The sequence below is a fragment of the Solidesulfovibrio carbinoliphilus subsp. oakridgensis genome (genome assembly GCF_000177215.2).
GTDB lineage: Bacteria > Desulfobacterota > Desulfovibrionia > Desulfovibrionales > Desulfovibrionaceae > Solidesulfovibrio > Solidesulfovibrio carbinoliphilus.
The window spans coordinates 2,936,279-2,958,188 of the sequence record NZ_CM001368.1 but is presented as its reverse complement, the minus strand read 5'-3'; the positions used below and the strand labels follow the sequence as shown (position 1 = coordinate 2,958,188).

The 21,910-nt window shown below is 68.8% G+C and carries 18 protein-coding genes; 11 read left to right on the top strand and 7 right to left on the bottom strand.

The features are described 5' to 3' along the window. Positions 1-4 precede the first annotated feature (4 nt). The 7 genes from DFW101_RS12945 to cgtA all read left to right on the top strand — a co-directional run bounded on the left by DFW101_RS12945 (position 5) and on the right by cgtA (position 9,949). Positions 5-1,480: an NADH-ubiquinone oxidoreductase-F iron-sulfur binding region domain-containing protein gene (locus DFW101_RS12945; protein WP_009181976.1), complete on the top strand. Its 1,476-nt coding sequence runs from the start codon at positions 5-7 to the stop codon at positions 1,478-1,480. Positions 1,481-1,498: 18 nt separating this feature from the next. After that, positions 1,499-3,256, top strand: coding sequence for an NADH-dependent [FeFe] hydrogenase, group A6 (locus tag DFW101_RS12940; protein WP_009181975.1), 1,758 nt, complete (start codon positions 1,499-1,501; stop codon positions 3,254-3,256). Positions 3,257-3,706: 450 nt separating this feature from the next. Then, positions 3,707-5,206, top strand: coding sequence for an aspartate ammonia-lyase (locus DFW101_RS12935; protein ID WP_009181974.1), 1,500 nt, complete (start codon positions 3,707-3,709; stop codon positions 5,204-5,206). After that, on the top strand, positions 5,203-5,805 hold the full coding sequence (locus DFW101_RS12930; RefSeq protein ID WP_009181973.1) for a hypothetical protein: 603 nt from the start codon (positions 5,203-5,205) through the stop codon (positions 5,803-5,805). Before DFW101_RS12935 ends, DFW101_RS12930 begins: the two co-directional genes overlap by 4 nt. 16 nt (positions 5,806-5,821) lie before the next feature. Continuing rightward, positions 5,822-6,817, top strand: coding sequence for a [FeFe] hydrogenase H-cluster radical SAM maturase HydE (hydE, locus tag DFW101_RS12925; RefSeq protein ID WP_009181972.1), 996 nt, complete (start codon positions 5,822-5,824; stop codon positions 6,815-6,817). Next, complete coding sequence (gene hydF, locus DFW101_RS12920) at positions 6,810-8,027, top strand: [FeFe] hydrogenase H-cluster maturation GTPase HydF (protein ID WP_009181971.1); 1,218 nt, start codon at positions 6,810-6,812, stop codon at positions 8,025-8,027. The genes hydE and hydF overlap by 8 nt, the downstream gene beginning before the upstream one ends. A 656-nt stretch (positions 8,028-8,683) precedes the next feature. Then, positions 8,684-9,949 carry an Obg family GTPase CgtA gene (gene cgtA, locus DFW101_RS12915; RefSeq protein ID WP_009181970.1) on the top strand — a complete coding sequence of 422 codons (1,266 nt, stop codon included), beginning with the start codon at positions 8,684-8,686 and terminating at the stop codon, positions 9,947-9,949. Between the two features lie 111 nt (positions 9,950-10,060). On the opposite strand, the gene DFW101_RS19100 is transcribed toward cgtA, so the two are convergent. From DFW101_RS19100 to DFW101_RS12895, 4 genes are all read right to left on the bottom strand, one after another. Continuing rightward, on the bottom strand, positions 10,061-10,216 hold the full coding sequence (locus DFW101_RS19100) for a DUF1328 domain-containing protein (protein ID WP_009106625.1): 156 nt from the start codon (positions 10,214-10,216) through the stop codon (positions 10,061-10,063). 310 nt (positions 10,217-10,526) lie between these two features. Next, the gene (locus tag DFW101_RS12905) at positions 10,527-11,720 is read right to left on the bottom strand and encodes a class I SAM-dependent rRNA methyltransferase (RefSeq protein ID WP_009181969.1); all 1,194 of its coding nucleotides are present in this window, start codon (positions 11,718-11,720) and stop codon (positions 10,527-10,529) included. 256 nt (positions 11,721-11,976) lie between these two features. Beyond that, positions 11,977-13,380: a sigma-54-dependent transcriptional regulator gene (locus DFW101_RS12900; protein ID WP_009181968.1), complete on the bottom strand. Its 1,404-nt coding sequence runs from the start codon at positions 13,378-13,380 to the stop codon at positions 11,977-11,979. 308 nt (positions 13,381-13,688) lie between these two features. Beyond that, positions 13,689-15,761, bottom strand: a complete 2,073-nt coding sequence (locus tag DFW101_RS12895; protein ID WP_009181967.1) for an elongation factor G — start codon at positions 15,759-15,761, stop codon at positions 13,689-13,691. 351 nt (positions 15,762-16,112) lie between these two features. Here DFW101_RS12895 and DFW101_RS12890 point away from each other — a divergent pair, with 351 nt between their 5' ends. From DFW101_RS12890 to DFW101_RS12875, 4 genes are all read left to right on the top strand, one after another. After that, a complete protein-coding gene (locus tag DFW101_RS12890) occupies positions 16,113-17,213 on the top strand; it encodes a hypothetical protein (protein ID WP_009181966.1) in 1,101 nt (366 codons plus the stop codon). Beyond that, positions 17,210-18,301, top strand: coding sequence for an SPL family radical SAM protein (locus DFW101_RS12885; RefSeq protein ID WP_009181965.1), 1,092 nt, complete (start codon positions 17,210-17,212; stop codon positions 18,299-18,301). Before DFW101_RS12890 ends, DFW101_RS12885 begins: the two co-directional genes overlap by 4 nt. Positions 18,302-18,306: 5 nt before the next feature. Then, positions 18,307-18,792, top strand: coding sequence for a hypothetical protein (locus DFW101_RS12880; protein ID WP_009181964.1), 486 nt, complete (start codon positions 18,307-18,309; stop codon positions 18,790-18,792). Positions 18,793-18,898: 106 nt separating this feature from the next. Continuing rightward, positions 18,899-19,372 carry a DUF3859 domain-containing protein gene (locus DFW101_RS12875; RefSeq protein WP_009181963.1) on the top strand — a complete coding sequence of 158 codons (474 nt, stop codon included), beginning with the start codon at positions 18,899-18,901 and terminating at the stop codon, positions 19,370-19,372. 188 nt (positions 19,373-19,560) lie between these two features. Here DFW101_RS12875 and DFW101_RS12870 read toward each other — a convergent pair whose 3' ends face one another. The 3 genes from DFW101_RS12870 to DFW101_RS12860 form a co-directional block, all read right to left on the bottom strand. Next, entirely contained in the window at positions 19,561-19,821 is a 261-nt protein-coding gene (locus DFW101_RS12870) for a helix-turn-helix domain-containing protein (protein ID WP_009181962.1), read from the bottom strand. 133 nt (positions 19,822-19,954) lie between these two features. Continuing rightward, positions 19,955-20,815 (bottom strand): hypothetical protein, encoded by an 861-nt coding sequence (locus tag DFW101_RS12865; RefSeq protein WP_009181961.1) that lies wholly within the window; start codon positions 20,813-20,815, stop codon positions 19,955-19,957. Between the two features lie 42 nt (positions 20,816-20,857). Next, entirely contained in the window at positions 20,858-21,757 is a 900-nt protein-coding gene (locus DFW101_RS12860; RefSeq protein ID WP_009181960.1) for a LysR family transcriptional regulator, read from the bottom strand. Between the last annotated feature and the right edge of the window lie 153 nt (positions 21,758-21,910).

Below are 21,910 nucleotides of genomic sequence, written 5' to 3'. Positions count from 1 at the left end.
CGATATGGCAGCGACGACCACCCAGAAAAAGCAGCTTCGGATCGCCACCCGCAACTGCGGCTTCATCGATCCCGAAAATATCGACGATTACATCGCCCTGCGCGGCTACGAGGGCCTGGCCAAGGTCCTGACCATGAGCCCGGCCGACGTGGTGGACCTGATCAAACGCTCCGGGCTTCGCGGCCGGGGCGGCGGCGGCTTCCCCACCGGCGTCAAGTGGGGCATCGCCCTGGCCAACGCCGCGGACCAGAAATACATGGTCTGCAACGCCGACGAAGGCGACCCCGGCGCATTCATGGACCGCGCCGTCCTCGAGGGCGACCCCCACTCCGTGGTCGAGGCCATGGCCATCGGCGGCTATGCCATCGGCGCCACCGTGGGCACGGTCTACATCCGGGCCGAGTATCCGCTGGCAATAAAGCGCCTGAAAAAGGCCATCGACGACGCCCGGGACTACGGGCTCCTTGGCACCAACATCTTCGGCTCGGGCTTTGATTTCGACATCGAAATCAAGTACGGGGCCGGCGCCTTCGTCTGCGGCGAGGAAACGGCCCTTATCCGGTCCATGGAAGGCCAGCGCGGCGAGCCCGTCAGCAAGCCGCCCTTCCCGGCCCAGTCCGGCTATTGGGAAAAGCCGACCATCGTCAACAACGTCGAGACCTTCGCCAACGTGCCCGCCATCATCCTGAACGGCGCCGACTGGTTCGCCGGCATCGGCACCGCCACCACCAAGGGCACCAAGGTCTTCGCCCTGGCCGGCAAGATCCAGAACGTGGGCCTGATCGAAGTGCCCATGGGCATCACCCTGCGCGAGGTCATCTTCGACATCGGCGGCGGCTGCCCGGACGGCAAGGCCTTCAAGGCCGTGCAGACCGGCGGCCCCTCGGGCGGGGCCCTGTCCTACAAGGACCTCGACGTGGCCATCGACTACGAGTCGCTGATCGCGCGCAAGTCCATGATGGGTTCCGGCGGCATGGTCGTCATGGACGAGGACGATTGCATGGTGTCCATCGCCAAGTTCTTCCTCGACTTCACCATGGACGAGACCTGCGGCAAGTGCACGCCCTGCCGCGTCGGTTCCAAGCGCCTCTACGAGATCCTGGACAAGATCACCAAGGGCAAGGGCACCCAGGCCGATCTCGACAGGCTCAAGTCCCTGTCCGAGGTCATCAAGGACACGGCGCTTTGCGGCCTTGGCCAGACCATGCCGAACCCCATTCTCTCGACCATGGACACCTTCGGCCACGAGTACGCGGCCCACGTCCAGGACAAGAAGTGTCCGGCCCACGTCTGCACGGCCATGCTGACCTACACCATCGATCCCGCCAAGTGCACCGGTTGCACCCTGTGCACCAAGGTCTGCCCGGTGGAGTGCATCTCCGGCACGAAGAAGCAGCCGCATACCATCGACGCCACCAAGTGCATCAAGTGCGGCGCCTGCTACGACAAGTGCAAATTCGACTCCATCATCAAGATATAAGGATCAAGGAGGTCCGCAATGTCCATGATGACAATAACCATAGACGGCAAGACGACGTCCGTGCCGGCCGACAGCACCATTCTGGACGCCGCCAGAAAGCTGGATATCGATATCCCGACCTTGTGCTACCTCAATCTTGAGGATCTGCGCATCAACAACAAGGGCGCCTCCTGCCGCATCTGCGTCGTCGAGGTCCAGGGCCGGCGCAACCTGGCCCCGGCCTGCGCCACCCCCGTGTCCGAGGGCATGGTGGTCAAGACCAACACGCTGCGCGTCCTCAATGCCCGCCGCACGGTGCTCGAACTCCTGCTGTCCGACCACCCCAAGGACTGCCTCGTGTGCGCCAAGTCCGGCGAGTGCGAGCTCCAGACCCTGGCCGAACGCTTCGGCGTGCGCGAGTCTCCCTACGACGGCGGCGAGATGTCCCACTACCGCAAAGACATCTCCCCCTCGATCATCCGCGACATGGATAAGTGCATCATGTGCCGCCGCTGCGAGACCATGTGCAACGTCGTCCAGACCTGCGGCGTGCTCTCCGGCGTCAACCGCGGCTTCACCGCCGTGGTCGCCCCGGCCTTCGAGATGAACCTGGCCGACACCGTGTGCACCAACTGCGGCCAGTGCGTGGCCGTGTGCCCGGTCGGCGCCCTGGTCGAGCACGACCACACCCGGGAAGTCCTCGACGCCCTGGCCAACCCGGACAAGGTGGTCATCGTCCAGACCGCTCCGGCCGTGCGCGCCGCCCTCGGCGAGGACCTCGGCATCGCGCCGGGCACCTCGGTCACGGGCAAGATGGCCGCCGCCCTTCGCCGCCTCGGCTTCGACCACATCTTCGACACCGACTTCGCCGCCGACCTGACCATCATGGAAGAGGGTTCGGAATTCCTGGACCGCCTGACCCGCCACTTAAACGGCGACCAGACGGCCAAGCTCCCGATCCTCACCTCCTGCTGCCCGGGCTGGGTCAAGTTCTTCGAACACCAGTTCCCGGACATGCTCGACGTGCCCTCCACCGCCAAGTCGCCCCAGCAGATGTTCGGCGCCATTGCCAAGACCTACTACGCCGACCTCCTCGGCATCCCGCGGGACAAGCTGGTCGTGGTCTCGGTCATGCCCTGCCTGGCCAAGAAGTATGAGCGGGCCCGGCCGGAATTCGCCGTGGACGGCAACCCGGACGTGGACGTCGTCATCTCCACCCGCGAACTGGCCCGGCTGATCAAGCTCATGAACATCGACTTCGCCGGTCTGCCCGACGAGGACTTCGACGCCCCGCTCGGCGCGTCCACGGGTGCCGCCCCGATCTTCGGCGTCACCGGCGGCGTCATCGAGGCCGCCCTTCGCACCGCCTACGAACTGGCCACCGGCGAGACCCTGGAAAAGGTCGAGTTCGAAAGCGTGCGCGGCATGGAAGGCGTCAAGCGGGCCGTGGTCAAGGTCGGCCCCCACGAGCTGGTCATCGGCGTGGCCCACGGCCTCGGCAATGCCAGAAAGCTGCTGGAGCGCGTGCGCGAAGGCGAGACCTTCCACGCCATCGAGGTCATGGCCTGCCCGGGCGGCTGCATCGGCGGCGGCGGACAGCCGTACCACCACGGCGACGTGGAACTCTTAAAGCTGCGCACCCAGGTCCTCTACGACGAGGACGCGGGCAAGCCGCTGCGCAAGTCGCACCAGAACCCCTACATTATCGAACTCTACGAGAAGTTCCTCGGCAAGCCGCTGTCCGAGAAGTCGCACCACCTGCTCCACACCCACTACTTCAAGCGCCAGCGGTTATAAGAATTGGGAGGGGCTTTGCCCCTCCCAGACCCACCCCACCGGGGGGGATCATCCCCCCCGGACCCCCCGAAAGGGGGACGGGGTACGCTCTTTGAACTGTTTCTCCTCGTGTCCCCCGATGCGTCCAAACGCTGGTGGGGCCGGAATCGATGCGGCGTCCGTCCCCCCTCTCGGACCTACGCCGCACCCGTCCCGGCCCCACCATCGGGGGGGTCCGGGGGGAATCATTCCCCCCGGCGGGTCCAGGGCGGCGCCCTGGCGGGGTCCGGGGCAGCGCCTCCGGCGGGGTCCGGGGCAGCGCCCCGGCGGGGTCTGGGGCAGCGCCCCAGCCGCCGGAGGCAATGATCTTTCTGACGATTCGTGTTACCGATGCCGCCGCAGCGTTCGCGGGGAGCCGGATGGTCCGGTGACTCGTGCGCGCATCGGGTCGCCATTCGGGGAGCAGGCTTCATGCGACAGGAAAGCGATGCCCTGGGAGCGAAGCCGCTCCCCGAGGGCGCCCTATACGGCATCCACACGCTTCGGGCGGTCGAGAATTTTCCCGTCTCCGGCCAGCGTCTTTTTCCGGAATTCCTCCGCGCCTTCGCCCTGGTCAAGGCGGCCTGCGCCCTGGCCAACCAGGAGACCGGCCACCTCGACGCCCTGCGGGCCGAGGCCATCGTGGCCGCCTGCCGGGAAGTGGCCGACGGCCGGCACGACGCCCAGTTTCCGGTCGATCCCTTCCAGGGCGGGGCCGGCACCTCCACCAACATGAACGTCAACGAGGTGGTGGCCAACCGGGCCTTGGAGCTTCTGGGCCGGGCCCCCGGGGACTACGCCTTTCTTTCGCCGCTTGGCCACGTGAACCTCCACCAATCGACCAACGACACCTTTCCCACGGCCCTTCGCGTGGCCGCGCTGTGGCTCTTGAAAGACCTCGAAGCCGAAACGGCCCGGCTCCAGGAGGCCTTCCAGACCAAGGAGGCGGCCTTTGCCCACGTGGTCAAGGTCGGCCGCACCGAGCTCATGGACGCCGTGCCCCTGACGCTCGGCATGGAATTCGGGGCCTTTGCCGAAGCCCTCTCACGTGACCGGTGGCGCATCTTCAAATGCCGCGAGCGGATCAAGCAGGTGCCCCTTGGCGGCACGGCCATCGGCACGGGCCTGGGTGCGCCGCGCGATTTCATTTTCCGGGCCGCCGAACACCTGCGCACCCTGACCGGCCTGCCGGTGTCCCGGGCCGAAAATCTGATCGACGCCACGGCCAACGCCGACCCGTTCGTCGAGGTTTCGGGCATCCTCTCGGCCTTTGCCGCCAATCTGCTCAAAATCTCCTCGGACCTGCGGCTTCTGGCCAGCGGCCCGGCCACCGGCATCGGCGAGATCACCCTGCCCGCCTTGCAGGCCGGGTCGTCCATCATGCCCGGCAAGGTCAACCCGGTCATCCCGGAATGCGTGGGCCAGGTGGCCCTTCGCGTCATGGCCAACCATCAGGCCCTGACCCTGGCCGCGGGCCTCGGCCAGCTCCAGATCAACCAGTTCATGCCGCTTCTCGCCCACAGCCTCCTGGAGTCGCTGCGCCTCCTCGTCCAGGCGGCGCGCCTTTTCACGGACAAGTGCCTGGCCGGCATCACGGCGGGCGAAGCCCGCTGCCGGGAGCTGGTGGAAAAAAGCCACGCCCTGGCCACGGTGCTCGTGCCGGCCCTCGGCTACGCGGCCGTCTCCCGGCTCCTGGCCGAAGCCGACGCCGCCGGCCGGCCCCTGGCCGAACACCTCGCCGCCAAGGGGATGCTCGCGCCCGAAGACGCCGCCGCGCTCCTCGCGCCCAAGAGGATGCGCAAGCTCGGATATGAGACGCAAGACTATGCCTGCCTGCGGCAAGCGGAGGGAGAAAAGGGGGATGCCTCCGGCGGCCGGGGGGGATCATCCCCCCCGGACCCCCTGGAAGGGGGAGAAAGGGGGTGGGAATGAATAGGGAACAGGAAAATACCGGGGTGCGGGTCCTGGCGGGGCTGGCCGGGGTTGGCCTGCCCGGGCTGGTGGCCGGGGCGGACCGGCTCTTTTTCCACGCCGCCCTCTATTCCAATTTCGCCCGCGACCGGGCCATGATCGACGCCCTGGACGTGGCCATGGCCCGGCCGGAGTTCGAGCGGTGCGACATCGTCTCCCTCGATCCCCGGACCGGGGCGGACTGGTGGGACGAGTTTCGGGGGGTCCTGCGCCAGGACATGCCGGCCGCGACCCTGCAGCGGGAGTTCGCGGCCTCGGCCGCCTTCCTGGACACCCTGGCCTCGCGCCACCCCCAGAAGGTCCGGCTCTACCTGACCGCCGCCCTGCCCCTGGCCCCGATCCTCCTCGTCGGGGACACCGTGCTGGCCGGCCACTACCTCCACGGCCCGGTCCCGGCCCCCCTCGGCCTGTGGCTCGCCGTCACGGCCGACGTGGCCGACCTGCTGGACCGGGCCGAAACCGGGGCCGGCCCGGACGGCCTGCCCCCCGCCGCCGTCGGCGCCTACCGGCTGGTCTGCGAATGCGTGGCCGCCCGGACCGCCGCCCGCCGGCTGGCCTGACCAACCCGGAGTCCCCATGCGCCCATCCGAAATCACGCAGCTGCTCGCCGGGGCCGACGACCCGGGCCTTTTTTCCGCCGCCGACGCCCTGACCCGGCAGAACTTCGGCAACGAGGTGTTCCTTCGCGGGGTCATCGAATTCTCCAACCACTGCGAGAAAAACTGCCGCTACTGCGGCCTGCGCCGCGGCAACAGGCGGCTTTCCCGCTACCGCCTGGACGTGCCCGACATCCTGGCCTGCGTGGGCCTGGCCCGGGACCTGCAGCTCGGCACGGTGGTGGTCCAGTCGGGCGACGACTTCGCCTACACCCGGGAGGACATCGGCCGGATCGTGACCGGGGCCCGGGAGATCGCCGACGTGGCCGTGACCCTGTCGCTCGGCGACCGGCCCGAGGCCGATTTCGCCTACTGGCATGCCCTCGGGGCCAACCGGTATCTGCTCAAGGTCGAGACCTTCGACGAGGCCCTCTATGCCCGCTGCCGGCCGGGCCTGCTCCTTTCCGACCGGCTCTCGCGCATCGAGGCCCTCAAGAAGGCCGGCTACGAGGTCGGCTCGGGCCTCATCACCGACCTGCCGGGCATGACGCCGGAAATCCTGGCCAAGGATCTCATCCGCCTGTCCGATCTGGACCTGGACATGCTGGCCGTCGGGCCCTTTGTGCCGAACCCGGACACGCCCTACGGCGACGAGGCCTCCGGATCGATCCTGACGGCCTTTCGGGCCATGGCCATCCTGCGGCTGTTAAACCCCCTGGCCAACATCCCCTCCACCTCGGCCCTGAACGCCCTGCGCGACGGGGCTAGGGAGCAGGGCCTGACCGTCGGGGCCAACGTGGTCATGCCGTCGTTGACCCCGGAAACGGTCAGCGGCGATTACGCCATCTATCCCGGGAAAAACGCCTTTCGGGCCGACGCGGCCGCACGCGTCGCGGCCGTGCGCCGGGCCATCGAACGGGTCGGCCTCGTGCCGTCCACGGCCCGCGGCAACTCCAAAAGGAAACACCATGGCTGAAGCCTCCGAAACCAAGGCCCCGCGCGGGGTCCGGCTCGTCATCACCCTGGTCGGCCGCACCAACGCCGGCAAGTCGTCGCTTCTTAACGCCATGACCGGCCAGGATGTGGCCATCGTCTCGGATGTGGCCGGCACCACCACCGATCCCGTGGCCAAGGCCTACGAACTGTTGCCGCTCGGGCCGGTCACCTTCTACGACACGGCCGGCCTGGACGATACGGGCGAGCTGGGGGCCCTGCGCATGGCGGCCACGAAAAAGGTCCTGTGGCGCACGGACATCGCCGTGGTGGTGGCCGAGGCCGGCCCGGGCCTGACCGAAGCCGAGCGGGCCGTCATCGCGGACATCCGCCGGCTGGACGTCCCGTTTCTGGTCGTCTTCAACAAGACCGACCTGGCTTCGCCCCCGGCCTCGGACCTGGCCTGGTGCCGGGACCAAGGCATCCGCACGGCCGAGGCCAGCGCGGCCACGGGCCAGGGGGCCGTCGCGGTCAAGGAGGCGATAATGACCCTTGCCCCGGCCGAGGCCCTGCGCGAGCCGGTCCTGGCCGGCGACCTTTTTGGCGAGGGCGACACGGTGGTCTGCGTGGTGCCCATCGACCTGGCCGCGCCCAAGGGCCGGCTGATCCTGCCGCAGGTCCAGGTCCTGCGCGAGATCCTCGACGGCGACGCCGTGGCCGTGACGGTCAAGGAGCGCGAACTGGAGGCGGCGCTAGGAAACCTCCGCCGGCCGCCGGCCCTGGTGGTCACGGACTCGCAGGTCATCCTCAAGGTCTCGGGCGACGTGCCGGACGACGTGCCGCTCACCACCTTTTCCACGCTGTTCGCCCGCTACAAGGGCGACCTGCCGACGCTGGCCGCCGGGGCCCAAGCCATCGACAAACTCCGGGACGGCGACACGGTGCTCATGGCCGAGGCCTGCTCCCACCACGTCCAGGCCGACGACATCGGCCGGGTCAAGATCCCCCGCTGGATCGGCCAATACACGGGCCGGGACCTGCATTTCGAGATGCACGCCGGCCACGACTTCCCCGATGACCTGGAACGGTTCGCCCTGGTCATCCACTGCGGCTCCTGCATGCTCGGCCGCATGGAGATGCTCCGTCGCATCAAGGAGTGCGTGCGGCGCGGGGTGCCGGTCACCAACTACGGGGTGGCCATTTCCAAGGTCCAGGGTGTACTCGACCGGGTGCTGCGGCCGGTCCTGCGGTAAACCGGGATTGCGGACCGGCCGCGTTGTTTTGGGCTTGGCAATCGGTCGCGCTTCCCGTACATCCCCCCGTTCGGGCGGGGAGCGGCCGAGCTGTCGTCTTTTTCCGTAATTATTTCCTTTTTTACCGTAATACCGGAACACGATTCCTGCCCGCCCCGACTTTGCTGGCCTAGCTGTTTTCTATATATTTAGAATAATTAATCAAATAATTCTGGAGAAACCCCGTTTGCGTGGCACGGATCTTGGAATAAGGCCAGGCAGAGCAGACAATACCTCCCTATTGTTCTGACCTCTCCTTCATCTCCTGCGCGGGGGCTCCCACAGAGCCCCCCTTTTCTTTGGGAGACACGCCGGCGTTCCGGCGTCCGACCGGATTGCGCCCGGCCGCGGGCAAGCCAACCCGCACCTCGCCACGGCCCGGAAAATCGGGTACCATGTCCCGAAAGCGGCCCGCGCCCGACGCGCGCGTCCGCACGCCCGGCACGGACGAAAGACGGGCTTCCCTGTCCGCGCCGCTCCCGGCCGGACAGGCCGCCCGGCTGCCCGGGCCGGCCCATCCCATGCGTTTTCACCAGGGCCCAAACGCCCTGCGCCCGGGGACTCCCGTTCGCCGCACCGGCGGAAGGACGGCAGGCCCCGGCCATACCGGAGGTTCCATGCGTTTTGTCGACGAAGCCTGGATTGTGGTCCGCTCGGGCAAGGGCGGACGCGGCGCGGTGTCGTTTCGCCGCGAGAAATTCATTCCCAGGGGCGGCCCGGACGGCGGCGACGGCGGCAAGGGCGGGGACGTCGTCTTCCGGGCCGACCCGGACCTGCTCACCCTTTACGACCTGCGCCTGCGCCGCATCTACGAGGCCAAAGGCGGCGACGGCGGCAAGGGCCGGCAAAAGCACGGCAAGGCCGCCGAAGACCTGATCATCGACGTGCCGGTCGGCACCGAGCTCTACGAACTGCCGGCCCTTGGCACGGAAACCTACGGCCGGCCCGAGGCCGCAGAACTGGCCGAGGCCGAACACCTGTCCGGGGCCCGGGAATCGGACGCGGTCGAGGAGTGGGAAGCGGCCGAGGCCTATGCCGAGGCCGAGGAGCTCGGGGAGGCCGAAAACCTGGACGACGCCGAGACTCCCGACGGCCTGCCCGCCCCGTCCGAGCCCGAGGGTTTCGGCGAGGCCGTCGAGGAGGCGGGCGACCCGGAGCTTTTGGTCGACCTGACCGAGCCGGGCCAGACCTATGTCGCCTGCAAGGGCGGCCGAGGTGGCAAGGGCAACCTGCACTTCGCCTCTTCCACCATGCGCACCCCGCGGTTCGCCCAGCCCGGCGAGTCCGGCGAGGAACGGCGCATCCGGCTGGTGCTCAAGGTCCTGGCCGACGTCGGCATCATCGGCCTCCCCAATGCCGGCAAGTCCACCTTCATCGCGGCCGTGTCCCGGGCCAGGCCCAAGATCGCGGCCTATCCCTTCACCACGCTCACCCCGAACCTCGGCGTCATCGAGGACGACTACGGCACGCGGCTGGTTCTGGCCGACATCCCGGGGCTTATCGAGGGCGCCCACCTGGGCCACGGCCTCGGGCACCGGTTCCTGCGCCACGTCGAGCGGACCCGGGTGCTCCTGCACGTGGTTTCGGCCGAGGACGCCTCGCCCGAAGGGGTGTTCGAGGCCTTTGGCGTGGTGGACGAGGAGCTGCGCCGCTTCGACCCGGCCCTGGCCGAGCGGCCCCAAATCCGGGTGGTCAACAAGATCGACCTCCTCACCCCGGAGGATTTGGCCGAGCGCCAGGCGGCCGTGGCCGCCACCGGCCAGACGGTCCTTTTCATGTCCGCCAAGACCGGCCAGGGCGTGGACGCGGTGCTCGAAGCCCTGTGGCAGGCGGCCGCCCCGGCCAGGCCCGGCCAGTCGGCCCCCGCCCCCGTGGCGGAATAGGGAGATCGGAGCCGGGCCCGGGCGGGCCCGGCTGCCAGGGAAAGACGGCCACGGGGCCGCGCGCCGGCCTGACTGCCGGTCGCGCGGCCCCGTGGCCGTCTTGTATGCGTCCTAGAAACCCCGGAACAACAGGGATGCGACGAAAAGGATCAGGAACAGGAAGAACAGGATTTTGGCGATGCCGGTTGCCGTGCGGGCAACGCCGGTAAAGCCCAGAACGCCCGCGATCAGGGCGATGACCAGGAACGTGATGGTCCAGGACAGCATAGGCGACCTCCGGTGGTAAAGAGGAACACAAGGGGGAAACCGGTTTTCCCTATGTTTCCTTAATAGATGGGCACACGGCCCGTGGCAAGGTGTTTCTCGCTTTTTTCCATGTCCCCCTCCCTTTCTTCGGCGGGCCGGAAAACGAAAACCCCGGCCGGCCGGGAATACCGGCGGCCGGGGTCTTGTCATGGCGGGCGTCAGGCGCTGTCTCGTGTTGCGACCCTACAAATGCGCCGGTATTTTCAAGGACAATCAGTCATTACTCAATATTACTCATAGAAAAGCCTGTGCCTTTTCCATGGACGCGGCCCTAGGGACGCAGCAGCCGCAGGATGAACGATTTGAGATAATCGGTTTCGGCCATGGCCGGATGGGCCGGATGGTCCGGGCCTTGATGGCCCTGTTCCAGGATCTGGCCGCGCCGGCCGGCGGCCATGGCCGCGCGCAGGGCCACCCGCCGCAGCTCCCAGGCGTCCACGTGCTGGGAGCACGAGCAGGTCATGAGCAGGCCGTCGTCGGCCAGGACGTCCATGGCCAGGCGGTTTAAGCGCTCGTAGGCCCGCAGTCCCGCCTCCAGGTCCTTTTTGCGCTTGACCAGGGCCGGCGGATCGAGGCTCACCACGTCAAAGGTCCGGCCGGAGGCGGCGCACTCTTCCAGAAAGGCGGCCGCGTCGGCCTTGACGGTCGCGACCTTTCCCCCGACCCCGTTTCGGGTGGCGTTGTCCCGGGCCATGGCGCAGGCCGTCTCGGAGGAATCCAGGCAGGTGACTGCCGATGCCCCGGCCAGGGCGGCCCGCACGGAAAAGGCCCCGGCGTAGGCGAAGAGATCGAGCACGGTCCGGCCCGGCGTCAGGCGGCAAAGCCGGGTCCTGTTTTCCCGCATGTCGTAGAACCAGCCCGTCTTCTGGCCGGAAAGGGCCGGCACTTCGAAGACCGCCCCGTCCTCGTTTATGGTCAGGGTGTCCGGCGCCGTGCCGTAAACGGTCTCCACATCCCGGGGCAGGCCTTCCAGATCGCGGATGGTGGCATCGTTGCGGAAGATAATGGTCTTGGGCGCCAGTTCGGCCACGATGGCGGCCACGATCTCCTCCCGCCGCCGGTCCATGCCGGCCGTGGTCAGCTGGGCCACCACCACGTCGCCGTAGCGGTCGAGGACCAGGCCCGGCACGTGGTCGCCTTCGGAAAAAAGCAGCCGGTAGTGGGGCGTGGCGTAGAGGCGTTCCCGAAGGGCCAGGGCGTCGCGCAGGCGGCTTCGGAAGAAGTCCGTGTCGATCACCGTCTGCGGATCGCGGTCCATGATCCGGGCGCAGATGAGCGAGCCCGGGTTGACCGTGGCCACGCCGATCGGCCGGCCGCGCGAGGCCGTGACCACGGCGGACTGGCCGGGCGCGAACCCGGTCAGCGGGGTTTTCTTGATATCCACCTCGTTGCTGAACACCCACAGGTGTCCGGCGAGAAGGCGTCGTTCCTCGTTGTTTCGAAGCGTCAGCGTCGGTTGGTCCATGCGGCCACGGTACGGGACCCCGGCCCCGCTGGCAAGCTGGGGCCCCGCCCCAGCCCCCGCCGGGGCGCTGCCCCGGACCCCGCCGGGACGCTGTCCCGGACCCTGCCAGGGCGCTGCCCTGGACCTGCCGGGGGGAATGATTCCCCCCGGTCCCCCCCGTCACGCGTGCCCGGGAAGGACCGCCCGACGACGACCGGCCAGGGGGTCCGGGGGGGATGATCCCCCCCGGCGGGGTCCGGGGCAGAGCCCTGATCCTCTACGGCCGCGTCGGCATGTTGTACTTGCGAAAGAGGTCGTAGAGGCGCGACGGCGACAGGCCGCTTAGGCGGGCGGCCCGGGAGACGTTGCCGGCCGAGGCGCGCAGGAGTTCGCGCAGATATCCCCGCTCGGCCTCGTCCAGTGCCTGCCGGCGAAATTCCTTCCAGGGCGGCACGCCCCCGGCCTCGGTCCCCTCGGCCGGGGCCGGCCCGGACGGCTCGCACCCGGCGCTGGCCTTGAGCACCTGGATGCGGATCTCGTCGGGCAGGTGCTTGGGATAGAGCACCGGCTCGGTGCGGTGCTGCAGGAGCACCCGCTCCATGGTGCTGCACAGCTCCCGGACGTTGCCCGGCCAGGTGTAGGCGGCAAGGGCCTGAAAGAATTCCTCGGAAAAGCCCTTGGTCGGCAGCCGGTACCGCTCGCACAGCCGGTTCATGTAGTGGATGGCCAGGGGCTTGATATCCTCGGCCCGAAGCCGCAGGGCGGGCAGGGTGATGACGATGGTGCGCAGCCTGTAGAGCAGGTCCTCGCGAAAGACGCCGCTTGCCGCCATGGCGGACAGGTCGCGGTTGGTGGCCGAGACCAGCCGGAAATCGCTTTGCAGTTCGTTTTTGGACCCGACCGGCCGGAACCGACCGTCTTGCAGCACGCGCAAAAAGGTCTTCTGGATGCCGGGGGAGAGCTCGCCGATCTCGTCCAGAAAAAGCGTTCCCCCATCGGCCAGCTTGAAAAGCCCGTCCCGGTCGCGGTCCGCCCCGGTGAAGGCCCCCTTCACGTGGCCGAAAAGGACGCTCTCGACCAGGGTCTCGGGCAGGGCCGCGCAGTCCACCACCACGAAGTTGTTGTTGGCCCGGGGCGAATTGACGTGGATGGCCCGGGCGAAAAGCTCCTTGCCCGTGCCCGTCTCGCCGGCGATGAGGACCGAGGCGTCGGAATCGGCCGCCTGGGCCACCAGGTCCAGGCAGGCCTCCATGGCCGGCCCCACGCCGACGATGGCCTCGCGCTTGAGCACGGCCCGGGGACGCCGGGCCGCCTTTTGGGCCCGGTACTCCAGGGCCCGGGTCAGCGGCAGGGTGACGCGGTGGGGGGTCAAGGGCTTCTGGATGTAGTCCCAGGCCCCGGACTTGATGGCCAGGGCCGCGCCCTCGGGGTCCTCCTGGCCGGTGACGATGATCACTTCCGGCGAACCCGGCGCGGCCCGGATCTCGGGCATCATGTCCAGGCCATAGCCGTCCGGCAGCCGCAAATCGAGCAGCACCACGTCGGTCCGGCCATGCACCAGCGCCAGCCGCCCCTCCTCCAGGGACCCGGCCCAGTCGAGGGTATGGCCAAGCCGGCGCATCAGCCCGCCAAAAGTCTCGCGCAGGATGGCGTCGTCGTCGATAAGGAGAATATGGGCCATGTGTGGTGATGCTCTACGAGGAACCGGGGGAGGGAACCCTTTTTTGCAAAAAAGGGTTCCCTCCCCCCGGACCCCCTCCTTCCCAAAAAACGCTTCAAGGTTTGCGCCGCGTCGGCCGCCCCGGGCAGGCCCTGGTCGTCATCCGGGCCACGGCCTGTTTCGGGGCCGGCCGTGCGTCATCGCGCCCGCCGGCCCCTATCGGGGGGGTCCGGGGGGGCTGGAAAATCCCCCCCGGCGGGTCCAGGGCAGAGCCCTGGCAGGGTCCGGGGCAGAGCCCCGGCAGGGCGTGGGGCGGCGCCCCACTTCTTTTACTCGTCCTTCTTTTTGCTCTCGGCGATGACTTTTTCGGCCACCGGCGGCGGGCACTCCTCGTAGTGGTCAAAGGCCATGGTGAAGGCCCCCTGGCCGCCGGTCATGGAACTGAGTGTCTTGGCGTATTCCTGCATCTCGGCCATGGGCACGTGGGCCTGGATCTCGGTGATGCCGCCGGTGGAATCCGAACCGAGCACCTTGCCCCGGCGGCTGGACAGGTCGCCGATGATGTCGCCCATGTACTCGTCCGGGCAGCTGACGGACACCAGCACGATGGGTTCCAGAAGCGAGATCTTGAGCTTTTCGCAGGCCGCCTTGAAGGCGATGGACCCCGCGATCTTGAAGGCCATTTCCGAGGAATCGACGGTGTGGAAGGTGCCGTCGTAGAGCGTCACCTTGAAGTCGACCATGGGATAGCCGGCCACGTAGCCCCGATGGGCCGACTCCACCACGCCCTTGTCCACGGCCGGGATGTACTGGCGCGGGATGGCCCCGCCGACGATGGCGTCCACGAACGCGTAGCCCGCCCCGCGCGGCTGGCCTTCCATGCGGATCCAGCAGTCGCCGAACTGGCCCCGGCCGCCGGTCTGCTTCTTGTGGCGCCCCTGGACCTCGACCTTGCCCTTGACCGATTCGCGGTAGGGAATCTTGGGGGCTTTGAGCACCGGGCTGACCTTGAAACGGCGGCGGGCCTTTTCCACGGCCGTCTCCAGGTGGGTCTGGCCCATGCCGGAAAGCAGGATGTCGCCGGTCTCCTCGTCGCGGGTGATGGAAAGCGTGATGTCCTCGTCCAAAAGCTTGGACATGGCCGCGAAGACCTTGTCCTCGTCGCCCTTCTCGGCCGGAGCCAGGGCGTAGGAGATCATGGGCGGCGGCAGGACCGGGGCTGGCACGATGACGGGCTTTTTGGGATCGGACAGGGTGTGGCCGGTGGCCGTGTCCTTGAGTTTGGCCAGGGCCACGAGCGACCCCGGGCCGGCCGGCTCCTTGGAGATGACGGTCTCCTTGCCGAGCGGCAGGAGGAGCTGGCCGGAACGCTCCAGGGTGTCGGTGGCCGGGTTTTGCAGGTCGAGGTTCGGCGTCAGGGTGCCGCTCAGGACCCGGACCATGGACAGCTGGCCGGCAAAGGGATCGAACAGCGTCTTGAAGACAAAGGCGACCACGGGGCCCGTTTCCGCGGCCGGCATGGTCGCGCCCCCGTCGAGGGCGATGGTCTTCTGGCCCTCGGCCCCTTCGAGGGGTCCGGGCAGGAAATTCTGGATGGCGGCCAGCAGCCGGGTGCCGCCCATGCCCTTTAAGGCCGCGCCGCAGCAGACCGGGCAGAGCTGGCCGGACAGGGTGGCCTTGTGGACCGTGGCCAGGAGTTCCTCGGTGGAGATTTCCTCGCCTTCGAGGTAGCGCTCCATGAGCTGCTCGTCGGCCACGGCGATTTCCTCGACCATGGTCTCGCGCAGGGTCTCGACCTCGTCGGCCATGTCGTCGGGCACCGGACCCTCGGCCACCCCGCCCTTGTCGTCGAAGAGATAGGCCTTGCCCTCGAGGACGTTGACCACGCCCTTGAAGTCTTCCCGGGCCCCGATGGGCAGGTTCTGGATGTAGGTCTTGACCCCGAGCTTTTCGCGGATGCCGGCAAGGGCCAGGTCGAAATCGGCCCGGTCGCGGTCCATCTTGTTGATGAAGAAAATGGTCGGCAGGCCGAGCTTGGCCACCTCGCCCCAGAGCTTCTTGGTCAGGGGCTTGACGCCGTCCACGGCATCGACCACGAACACGACGCCGTCCACGGCCCGCAGCAGATAGGGCAGGTCGCCGTTGAAGCTGCCGTCGCCCGGGATGTCGAGGAGAAAATGCCGGTTCTTGTTGTGCAGGTAGGTGGCCAGACCGGGCTGGGTGCTGCCCCGGCGCTTGACTTCCTCGGGCTCGTAGTCGAGCGCGGTGGTCCCGTCCTCGATCCTGCCCAGGCGCGCCACGGCTCCGGTCGTGAAAAGGAGCATCTCGGCCACCGAGGTTTTGCCGCATCCGCCGTGGCCGACCAGGGCGTAGGTGCGTTGGCTGGCAAGATTTTCCGACATTCCCTTCTCCCTTGTTGTCGCGTTCTGTAAAATCCCTGCATTGCCGTGTGTATCAAACCCTGAGACACAGTCTGGCCAGGGGGAAAGACCGCGTCTTTCCCCCCGGGGCTTGAGGCATTGTCACAGTCCGGGAAACGCCGGAAGGCGTTTCGCCTGGAGCGTATCGAGAGCCGCTGGCGCGGCCTGGCGACGAGCGTAACGAAGAGAAAGAGCGCCCGGGGAAATCCGAGGCCCGAGAAGCCTTGGCTTTTCCTTGAGTTTGGGCATAGTGGGGCAGGCGTCACCTCCTTGTCAAGGCGACAACCCCCTGAAATCCTGTACTCTACGGAAAAACCGTAATAATACCGACACGTGCAGACACTCTTTTTACACCCCCGCGACGTGGACACCACGCCGGCCCATCTTTTCTGGTCCGCCCCGCCCGACGAGGCGCTTCTCACTTCCCTCACCCGGTTCGGCCAGGCCAGCCCGGCGCTGGTCGCCCTGGCCGAGGGCCGCCCGGTGCTGGTGGCCGGTTCCCGCCGCACCCTGGCCCTGCGGGAGATGCGGGGCCGGACACTGGCGGCCGTGGCCGTGGATCTCGCGGCCGTGGCCGCGCCCGAGGCGGACGTGGCCGCACCCCAGGCGGCCGTGGCCGCGCTCCCAAAAGCAGCCGTGGCCGCGCTTCCACAAGAGGCCGTGGCCTCGCTTCCAAAAGCAGCCGCGCCCGAGGCGGACGTGGCCCTGCCCCTGCCCGTCCGCCTGGGCCTGGCCTACCTGGCCTCGAACCTCGGCCGGCCGGTGACCGACGCCATGGCCGTGGCGGCCGGCCGCTATTTCACGGCCCTTGGGCCGGTGGAGGATTTCCTGGCCCTGGCCGGGCCGCAGCTTTTCGCCCCGGCCGACCGGCGGGCTCTGCTGGTTGCGCGCTGGCTCGGGCTGCCGGCCGCCCTGGACGGGCTGCTCGCCTCGGGCCACGTGCCCCTTGGCGCGGCGCCCCTCTTGGCCGGCTGCGATCCCGACACCCTGGCCGGGCTCACACCGCTTCTCGGCGCGGTCCGGTGGTCCCGGGCCAACCTGGACAATGCGCTCACCTGGCTGGCCGAGGCGGCCAGGATCGCCGGGGAGCGGCCGGCGGCGCTCCTCGCCCGGTCCGGGGCCCTGGACCTGCCCGGCCGGGGTCTGTCGCCAAACGACTTGGCCGCCGGCATCCTGGCCAGCCTGCGCCGCATCCGCTACCCGGCCACCACCACCCTGGAGGCCCGGTTTACCGCCCTCTCCCGCAGGCTCCTGGCCGGCAGCCGGGTGAAGATCCGGCCGAGCCAGGGCTTCGAGTCCGACGCCGTGACCGTGGAGGTCCTGGTCAAAAGCCCGGCCGAACTGTCCCGGGCCGCGGCGGACCTGGCGGCCATGGCCGCCGCGCCGGACCTGCCGAAACTCCTGGCCGTGGCCCGGGACGAGGACCCGGCATGAGCCCGGCCCCCTGGGACATCGGCCTTTTGGCCGTGGACGCGGCCGTGGCCGCGACCCCCATGGCGGCCCGGGCCCGGGCTGCCCTGCCCGGGGTCCGGCAGGTGGTCCTCTCGCCCGGCGATCCCCTGCCCGTTTCGGCGGACGGCGGCCGCACGCTCCACGTCAAAGCCCACAAGGGCCGGTTTTTGCGCCCCTGCCCGGCCACGCGCAACTACCGCTGCTGCGGCTACCAGATCATCCACATCGGCGAGAACTGCCCCATGGACTGCTCCTACTGCATCCTGCGGGCCTATTTCCGCGACCGGACGCTGACCGCCTTTGCCAACACCGGGGCCATGTTCGCGGAGCTGGACCGGACCTTCGGCCGGGACCGGACCCGGCCCTTCCGGGTCGGGACCGGCCAGTTCGCCGATTCCCTGGCCCTCGAACCCATAACCGGCCACACCCGGGAGCTCCTGGGATTTCTCTCCGATTACGACAACGTCATCCTGGAACTCAAATCCAAGACCGCGGACCTGACCTGGATGGAGGCCGATCCGCACCCGGAGCGGGTGCTGCCGGCCTGGTCGGTCAACGCCCCGGAAATCATCGCGGCCGAGGAGCGGGACACCGCCCCCCTCGAAGCCCGGCTGGCCGCGGCCCGGACCTGCGCCCGGGCCGGGTTCCGGGTCTGCCTGCACTTCGACCCGATCTGCTTTTTCCCGGGCTGGGAAGCCGGGTACGCGGCCACGGTGGACCTGATTTTCGACTATTTGCAGCCGGCCGACATCGCCTACATGAGCCTGGGGTCCTTCCGCTGCCTGCCCGAGCTGCCGCGCCGGCTGGCCGAGGAGGGGCGGGCCCTGCCGGCCTACATGATCGGGGAATTCGCCCTCGGCCCGGACGGCAAAAAAAGGCTGTTGCGGCCGCTGCGGGTCCGCCAGTTCCGGTTTCTGGCGGCCCGGCTGGCCGGTTACGGCTTTTCGAGGGGCCTCTATTTCTGTATGGAATCCGACGAGGTCTGGCGCGAGGTTTTCGGCCGCACGCCACGGATGCTTGGGGGCCTGGCCGCCCATCTGCTCGACGTGGCCCGCAACCGGGGAGGCTGACGGACATGCTTGTGGACTATGCGGAAATCCTGTCCCGGCTGGAGCAGGCCCTGGCCCGCCATTTCGCCGCGTCCCCGTCGATTTTGAACGTGCCCGGCGTGTCGGCGGCCCTCAAGCTCGACCCGTTTTACTATCTGGCCCTGCGGCCGGCCTTCGGGGAACTGCTCGGCAAGTGGGCCGGGGTGACCCCGTCCCGGGCCGAGGAGGCGCTTTCGCGCACCGGCAACCTGGTCCTCGGGCCAGGGCACGTCCGCTATCCGCAGCCGCTGGCCGTCTACGAGGAAGGAACCCGGCAGGTTCTCAAACTGGCGGCGGATTTCGTGCCGGCCGAGTGGATCGACCGGGCGGTGGCCATGTACGGCGGCCAGTCCGGGCCCCTGCCCGTGGCCGGGCTGCGGCTCGTTTCCGGCCAGAAGGCGGCGCTTGACGCCTTTTTCGCGGGCAAGACCCCGCTGGCCGGACTGGCCTTTGGCGATCCGGCCGGGACATAGGGCCCGGCCTGGCTTTCCCTGGCGCCGGCCTTGACACTGGCGGCGCCAGGGGTCATGTGGGCAATCATAAAGAACAAGCGGCCTGCCGGGCCGCGGAGGAACGCGCGTGAAACGCCTGCTTGCAGTTTTGCCGATCTTGTGCCTGCTTTTGGCTTCCTGCTCTTCGACCATGAGCTTCTTCGGACTTGGCGGCAAAGAGGAGAAATCCCAGGAACCGACCATCGTCCTGGTGGATTACGGCACCTATGACGCCAACGGAGCGCTCACCCTCTCGACCACGTCCATTCCCCGGAAGCTCGGCACCACCTTCGGGCTGCGCTTCCGCACGCTCAAGCCCGAGGGCGGCACGTCCAAGGTCAAGATCGTGACGGCCTCGCCGGGACTGATCGACCCGAGCAAGAACGCGGTGGTCTTCAGCACGGAGACCGTGGCCGACGTGGCCACGGGCAAGGAATACAACTGCACGTTCACGTTCGAGAAGGAATGGGAGATGGCCAGCGGCGACTGGACCCTGACCGCCACGGCCGAGGACGGCTCCTCGGTCAAGAAGACCTTCCAGGTCTTCAACCCGCAGCAGTAGCCGCCTCCCGACCCCGGTCCGAGAGGCGCCGTCCGCTTCCCGGCCGCGCCCCTCGGGGCGCGGGCCCGGACCGACGGCCCGGGCCCTTTGCCGCCTGCCGCGGCGGGCCGGGAACCACCCGGCCCGCCGGGCGTTGCCACCGGGCGTCCGCACGGTTTCCCCGGGAACGCCCGGTCCGCCCTGGGCCGCTATTTCCCGATCCGCAGCAATTCCCAGTCGATATCGAGGGCCGCCGCGACCTTCTTAAGCATGGCCGCCCGGGGCCGGGCCGACCGGGCCTCCATCTGGGCCACGGCCGCCGGCTTGGCCGAAAGCCGCCGGGCCAGCTCCTCCTGGGACACGCCCAGGTGCTCCCGCCAGGCCCGAATCGGCGACAGCCCGTCGCGCATGAGCCAGGCCACCTCGCTTGGGGTTCCGTTGCCTTCGCCCGCCACCTTGTCGTCTTCCACGCCCGTCTCCTCCCTTGCGGCCGCTCGCGGCCCGGTCCCGACACTACCGGCTCGCCGGCCGGGCGTCATCGCAAAAAAGCCGCCGTCCCCGACGCGCGGGAACGGCGGCCGAAAGCCTGGCAAGAAACCGGGCTCACTCGTCCGGATGGTACCACGAGGCCGCCACGAACGGCACGAAGGTCCGGCCCTCCTGGCGGTAGAGGTTCATGGCCTCGCCCTCGGTGCCGGACCACCGGACGGCCAGCTCCAGGCCGGCCCCGGTCCGGAAGGCAAACAGCGGCCGGTAGCCTTCCACCGGAAACTCGCCGCCGTCGTCCACCCGCCAGGTGCCGCCCGGATCGGCGTTGCCCGGATAATCCAGGAAAATCGCGCCGTCCGCGTCGGCGTAGGCCAGGGTGACCAGCTCCTCGCGGCCCCGGGGCACGAACCGGGCCAGGGTCAGGACCCCGCCCCCCTCCACCTTGCCCACGTCTCTGCACCAGGCGACGGGCCGGCCGGCCCGCTCGGCCAGCGTATCCCGGAGCCGGCCCGGGCACTCGCGGTCCTCAAGCGGGGTCACGGCCAGAACCCGCCGTCCGGCCAGAAACTCCTCGGTGGCGACCAGCACGTCCCCGCCAGGGCCCACGGGCTCGCTGGCCGCGAAGACCGCTCCGGCCGTGTCCCGAAAGGACGCCGGGGACAAACGGTCGGCCTCGCCGCCCCGCTGGACCCCGGCATAGGCCAGGTCCACCACCCGGCCGGGCACGGCCACGGCCTTGCGAAACCCCTTCATGCCCCGGGCCAGCCCCGTCTCCACCGGCACGATCACCTGCCGGCCGGCATTGTCGCCGTAGCCGAACGCCCCGCCGGACAGCACCTGGTTGGCGACCGGGTCGTCTTCCACATGATTCGATTGGGCCAGGGCCATGACCGCCAGGGTCAGGACCAGGGCCGCCATGCCGCACACAGCCCGCCACGGAAAATATTCCTGGCCGGGCGCCGCCGCCTCGCTCATCGGGTGTCTCTCCTGCGCAGAAAAACAGTCAACGGTTCGCCGTCACCGACGCCGGGCAGGCAGGCCCCAGACTTCGGTCACAGCCGACACAATCGCCGCGATCACCCGGTCATCGGCCCTCTCCCGCCGATGGACCAGGGACAGCCCCAGCCGCAATCCTTCCCGCCGCCACAGGCAGACCTCGCCGGCGGCCTCGGCCTCCAGCGCGTCGTCCTTGCGCAGGAGTGTGAGCCCGATGCCGGCCGCGACCAGCGTGCGCAGCGTGGCGTCGTTGTCCCCGACCATGACCTTGTTAAGCGCCAAGTCCCGGCAGGAAAACGACGATTCAAGCAAATATTGGAACGGGCACCGCTCCGAGAACCAGACCCACGGGAGCCTGGCCAGCTCCTCCCAGTCCGCCCGGCAGACCCGGTCGGCCCAGGACGTCGGCCCGACCACCGCCATGTCCACGTCTTCCAGGGCCATGGCCTCGATCTCGTGGCCCGGCTCGAGGATGTTGTCGTAGACAAACCCCAGGTCGAGCCTGCCCAGGCGCACGTTGTCGAGGATGCGCGGGGAACTGGAGTTGACGAGATGGATCTCCACCCCCGGATGGCGACGGGTGAGCGCCGCCAGCAACTCCGGCACCCGCATCCGGGCCGCCTCGTTGTTGAGCCCGATCCGGGCCACGCCCGTCACGTCCTGGCGCAAGGCCCCGGCCCGGGTCCGCACGGCCTCCAGGCTCGACAGGGCGAGCCTGGCCTCGGCGAGCAAGGCCCGGCCCTCGCCGGTCAGGCGCATGCCCTTGGGCGTGCGCAAAAAAAGCGGCACCCCGAGCTCTTCCTCGAGGCCCCGGACGTGGGCGCTGACAGCCGGCAGGCTGGCGCCGAGGCGTTCGGCCGCCCGGGTCAGGTGCTCTTCCTCGGCCACGGCCACAAACGTCCGCAGATGGTAAAATTCCACCGCTCCCCCTCCCGGCGAAAGACGCCTTCAGGGATTTGGAAGGCCCGCTTCCGACATTGCGATTGGATCGCGTGCCGGCCGGCCTGCTACATTGCGCCCGTAGTCCGTTCGCCTATGGCACACGGCCGGCCCGCCGTAAAGACCGGGCCGGCG

What these genes read in the sequence shown, in the direction of transcription:
- DFW101_RS12935 (WP_009181974.1), top strand. Translation starts at nt 3,707, where the DNA reads ATGCGACAGGAAAGCGATGCCCTGGGAGCGAAGCCGCTCCCCGAGGGC.
- DFW101_RS12880 (WP_009181964.1), top strand. Translation starts at nt 18,307, where the DNA reads ATGCTTGTGGACTATGCGGAAATCCTGTCCCGGCTGGAGCAGGCCCTG.
- DFW101_RS12940 (WP_009181975.1), top strand. Translation starts at nt 1,499, where the DNA reads ATGTCCATGATGACAATAACCATAGACGGCAAGACGACGTCCGTGCCG.
- DFW101_RS12895 (WP_009181967.1), bottom strand. Translation starts at nt 15,761, where the DNA reads ATGTCGGAAAATCTTGCCAGCCAACGCACCTACGCCCTGGTCGGCCAC.
- DFW101_RS12885 (WP_009181965.1), top strand. Translation starts at nt 17,210, where the DNA reads ATGAGCCCGGCCCCCTGGGACATCGGCCTTTTGGCCGTGGACGCGGCC.
- DFW101_RS12930 (WP_009181973.1), top strand. Translation starts at nt 5,203, where the DNA reads ATGAATAGGGAACAGGAAAATACCGGGGTGCGGGTCCTGGCGGGGCTG.
- DFW101_RS19100 (WP_009106625.1), bottom strand. Translation starts at nt 10,216, where the DNA reads ATGCTGTCCTGGACCATCACGTTCCTGGTCATCGCCCTGATCGCGGGC.
- hydE (WP_009181972.1), top strand. Translation starts at nt 5,822, where the DNA reads ATGCGCCCATCCGAAATCACGCAGCTGCTCGCCGGGGCCGACGACCCG.
- DFW101_RS12865 (WP_009181961.1), bottom strand. Translation starts at nt 20,815, where the DNA reads ATGAGCGAGGCGGCGGCGCCCGGCCAGGAATATTTTCCGTGGCGGGCT.
- DFW101_RS12900 (WP_009181968.1), bottom strand. Translation starts at nt 13,380, where the DNA reads ATGGCCCATATTCTCCTTATCGACGACGACGCCATCCTGCGCGAGACT.
- cgtA (WP_009181970.1), top strand. Translation starts at nt 8,684, where the DNA reads ATGCGTTTTGTCGACGAAGCCTGGATTGTGGTCCGCTCGGGCAAGGGC.
- DFW101_RS12905 (WP_009181969.1), bottom strand. Translation starts at nt 11,720, where the DNA reads ATGGACCAACCGACGCTGACGCTTCGAAACAACGAGGAACGACGCCTT.
- DFW101_RS12945 (WP_009181976.1), top strand. Translation starts at nt 5, where the DNA reads ATGGCAGCGACGACCACCCAGAAAAAGCAGCTTCGGATCGCCACCCGC.
- hydF (WP_009181971.1), top strand. Translation starts at nt 6,810, where the DNA reads ATGGCTGAAGCCTCCGAAACCAAGGCCCCGCGCGGGGTCCGGCTCGTC.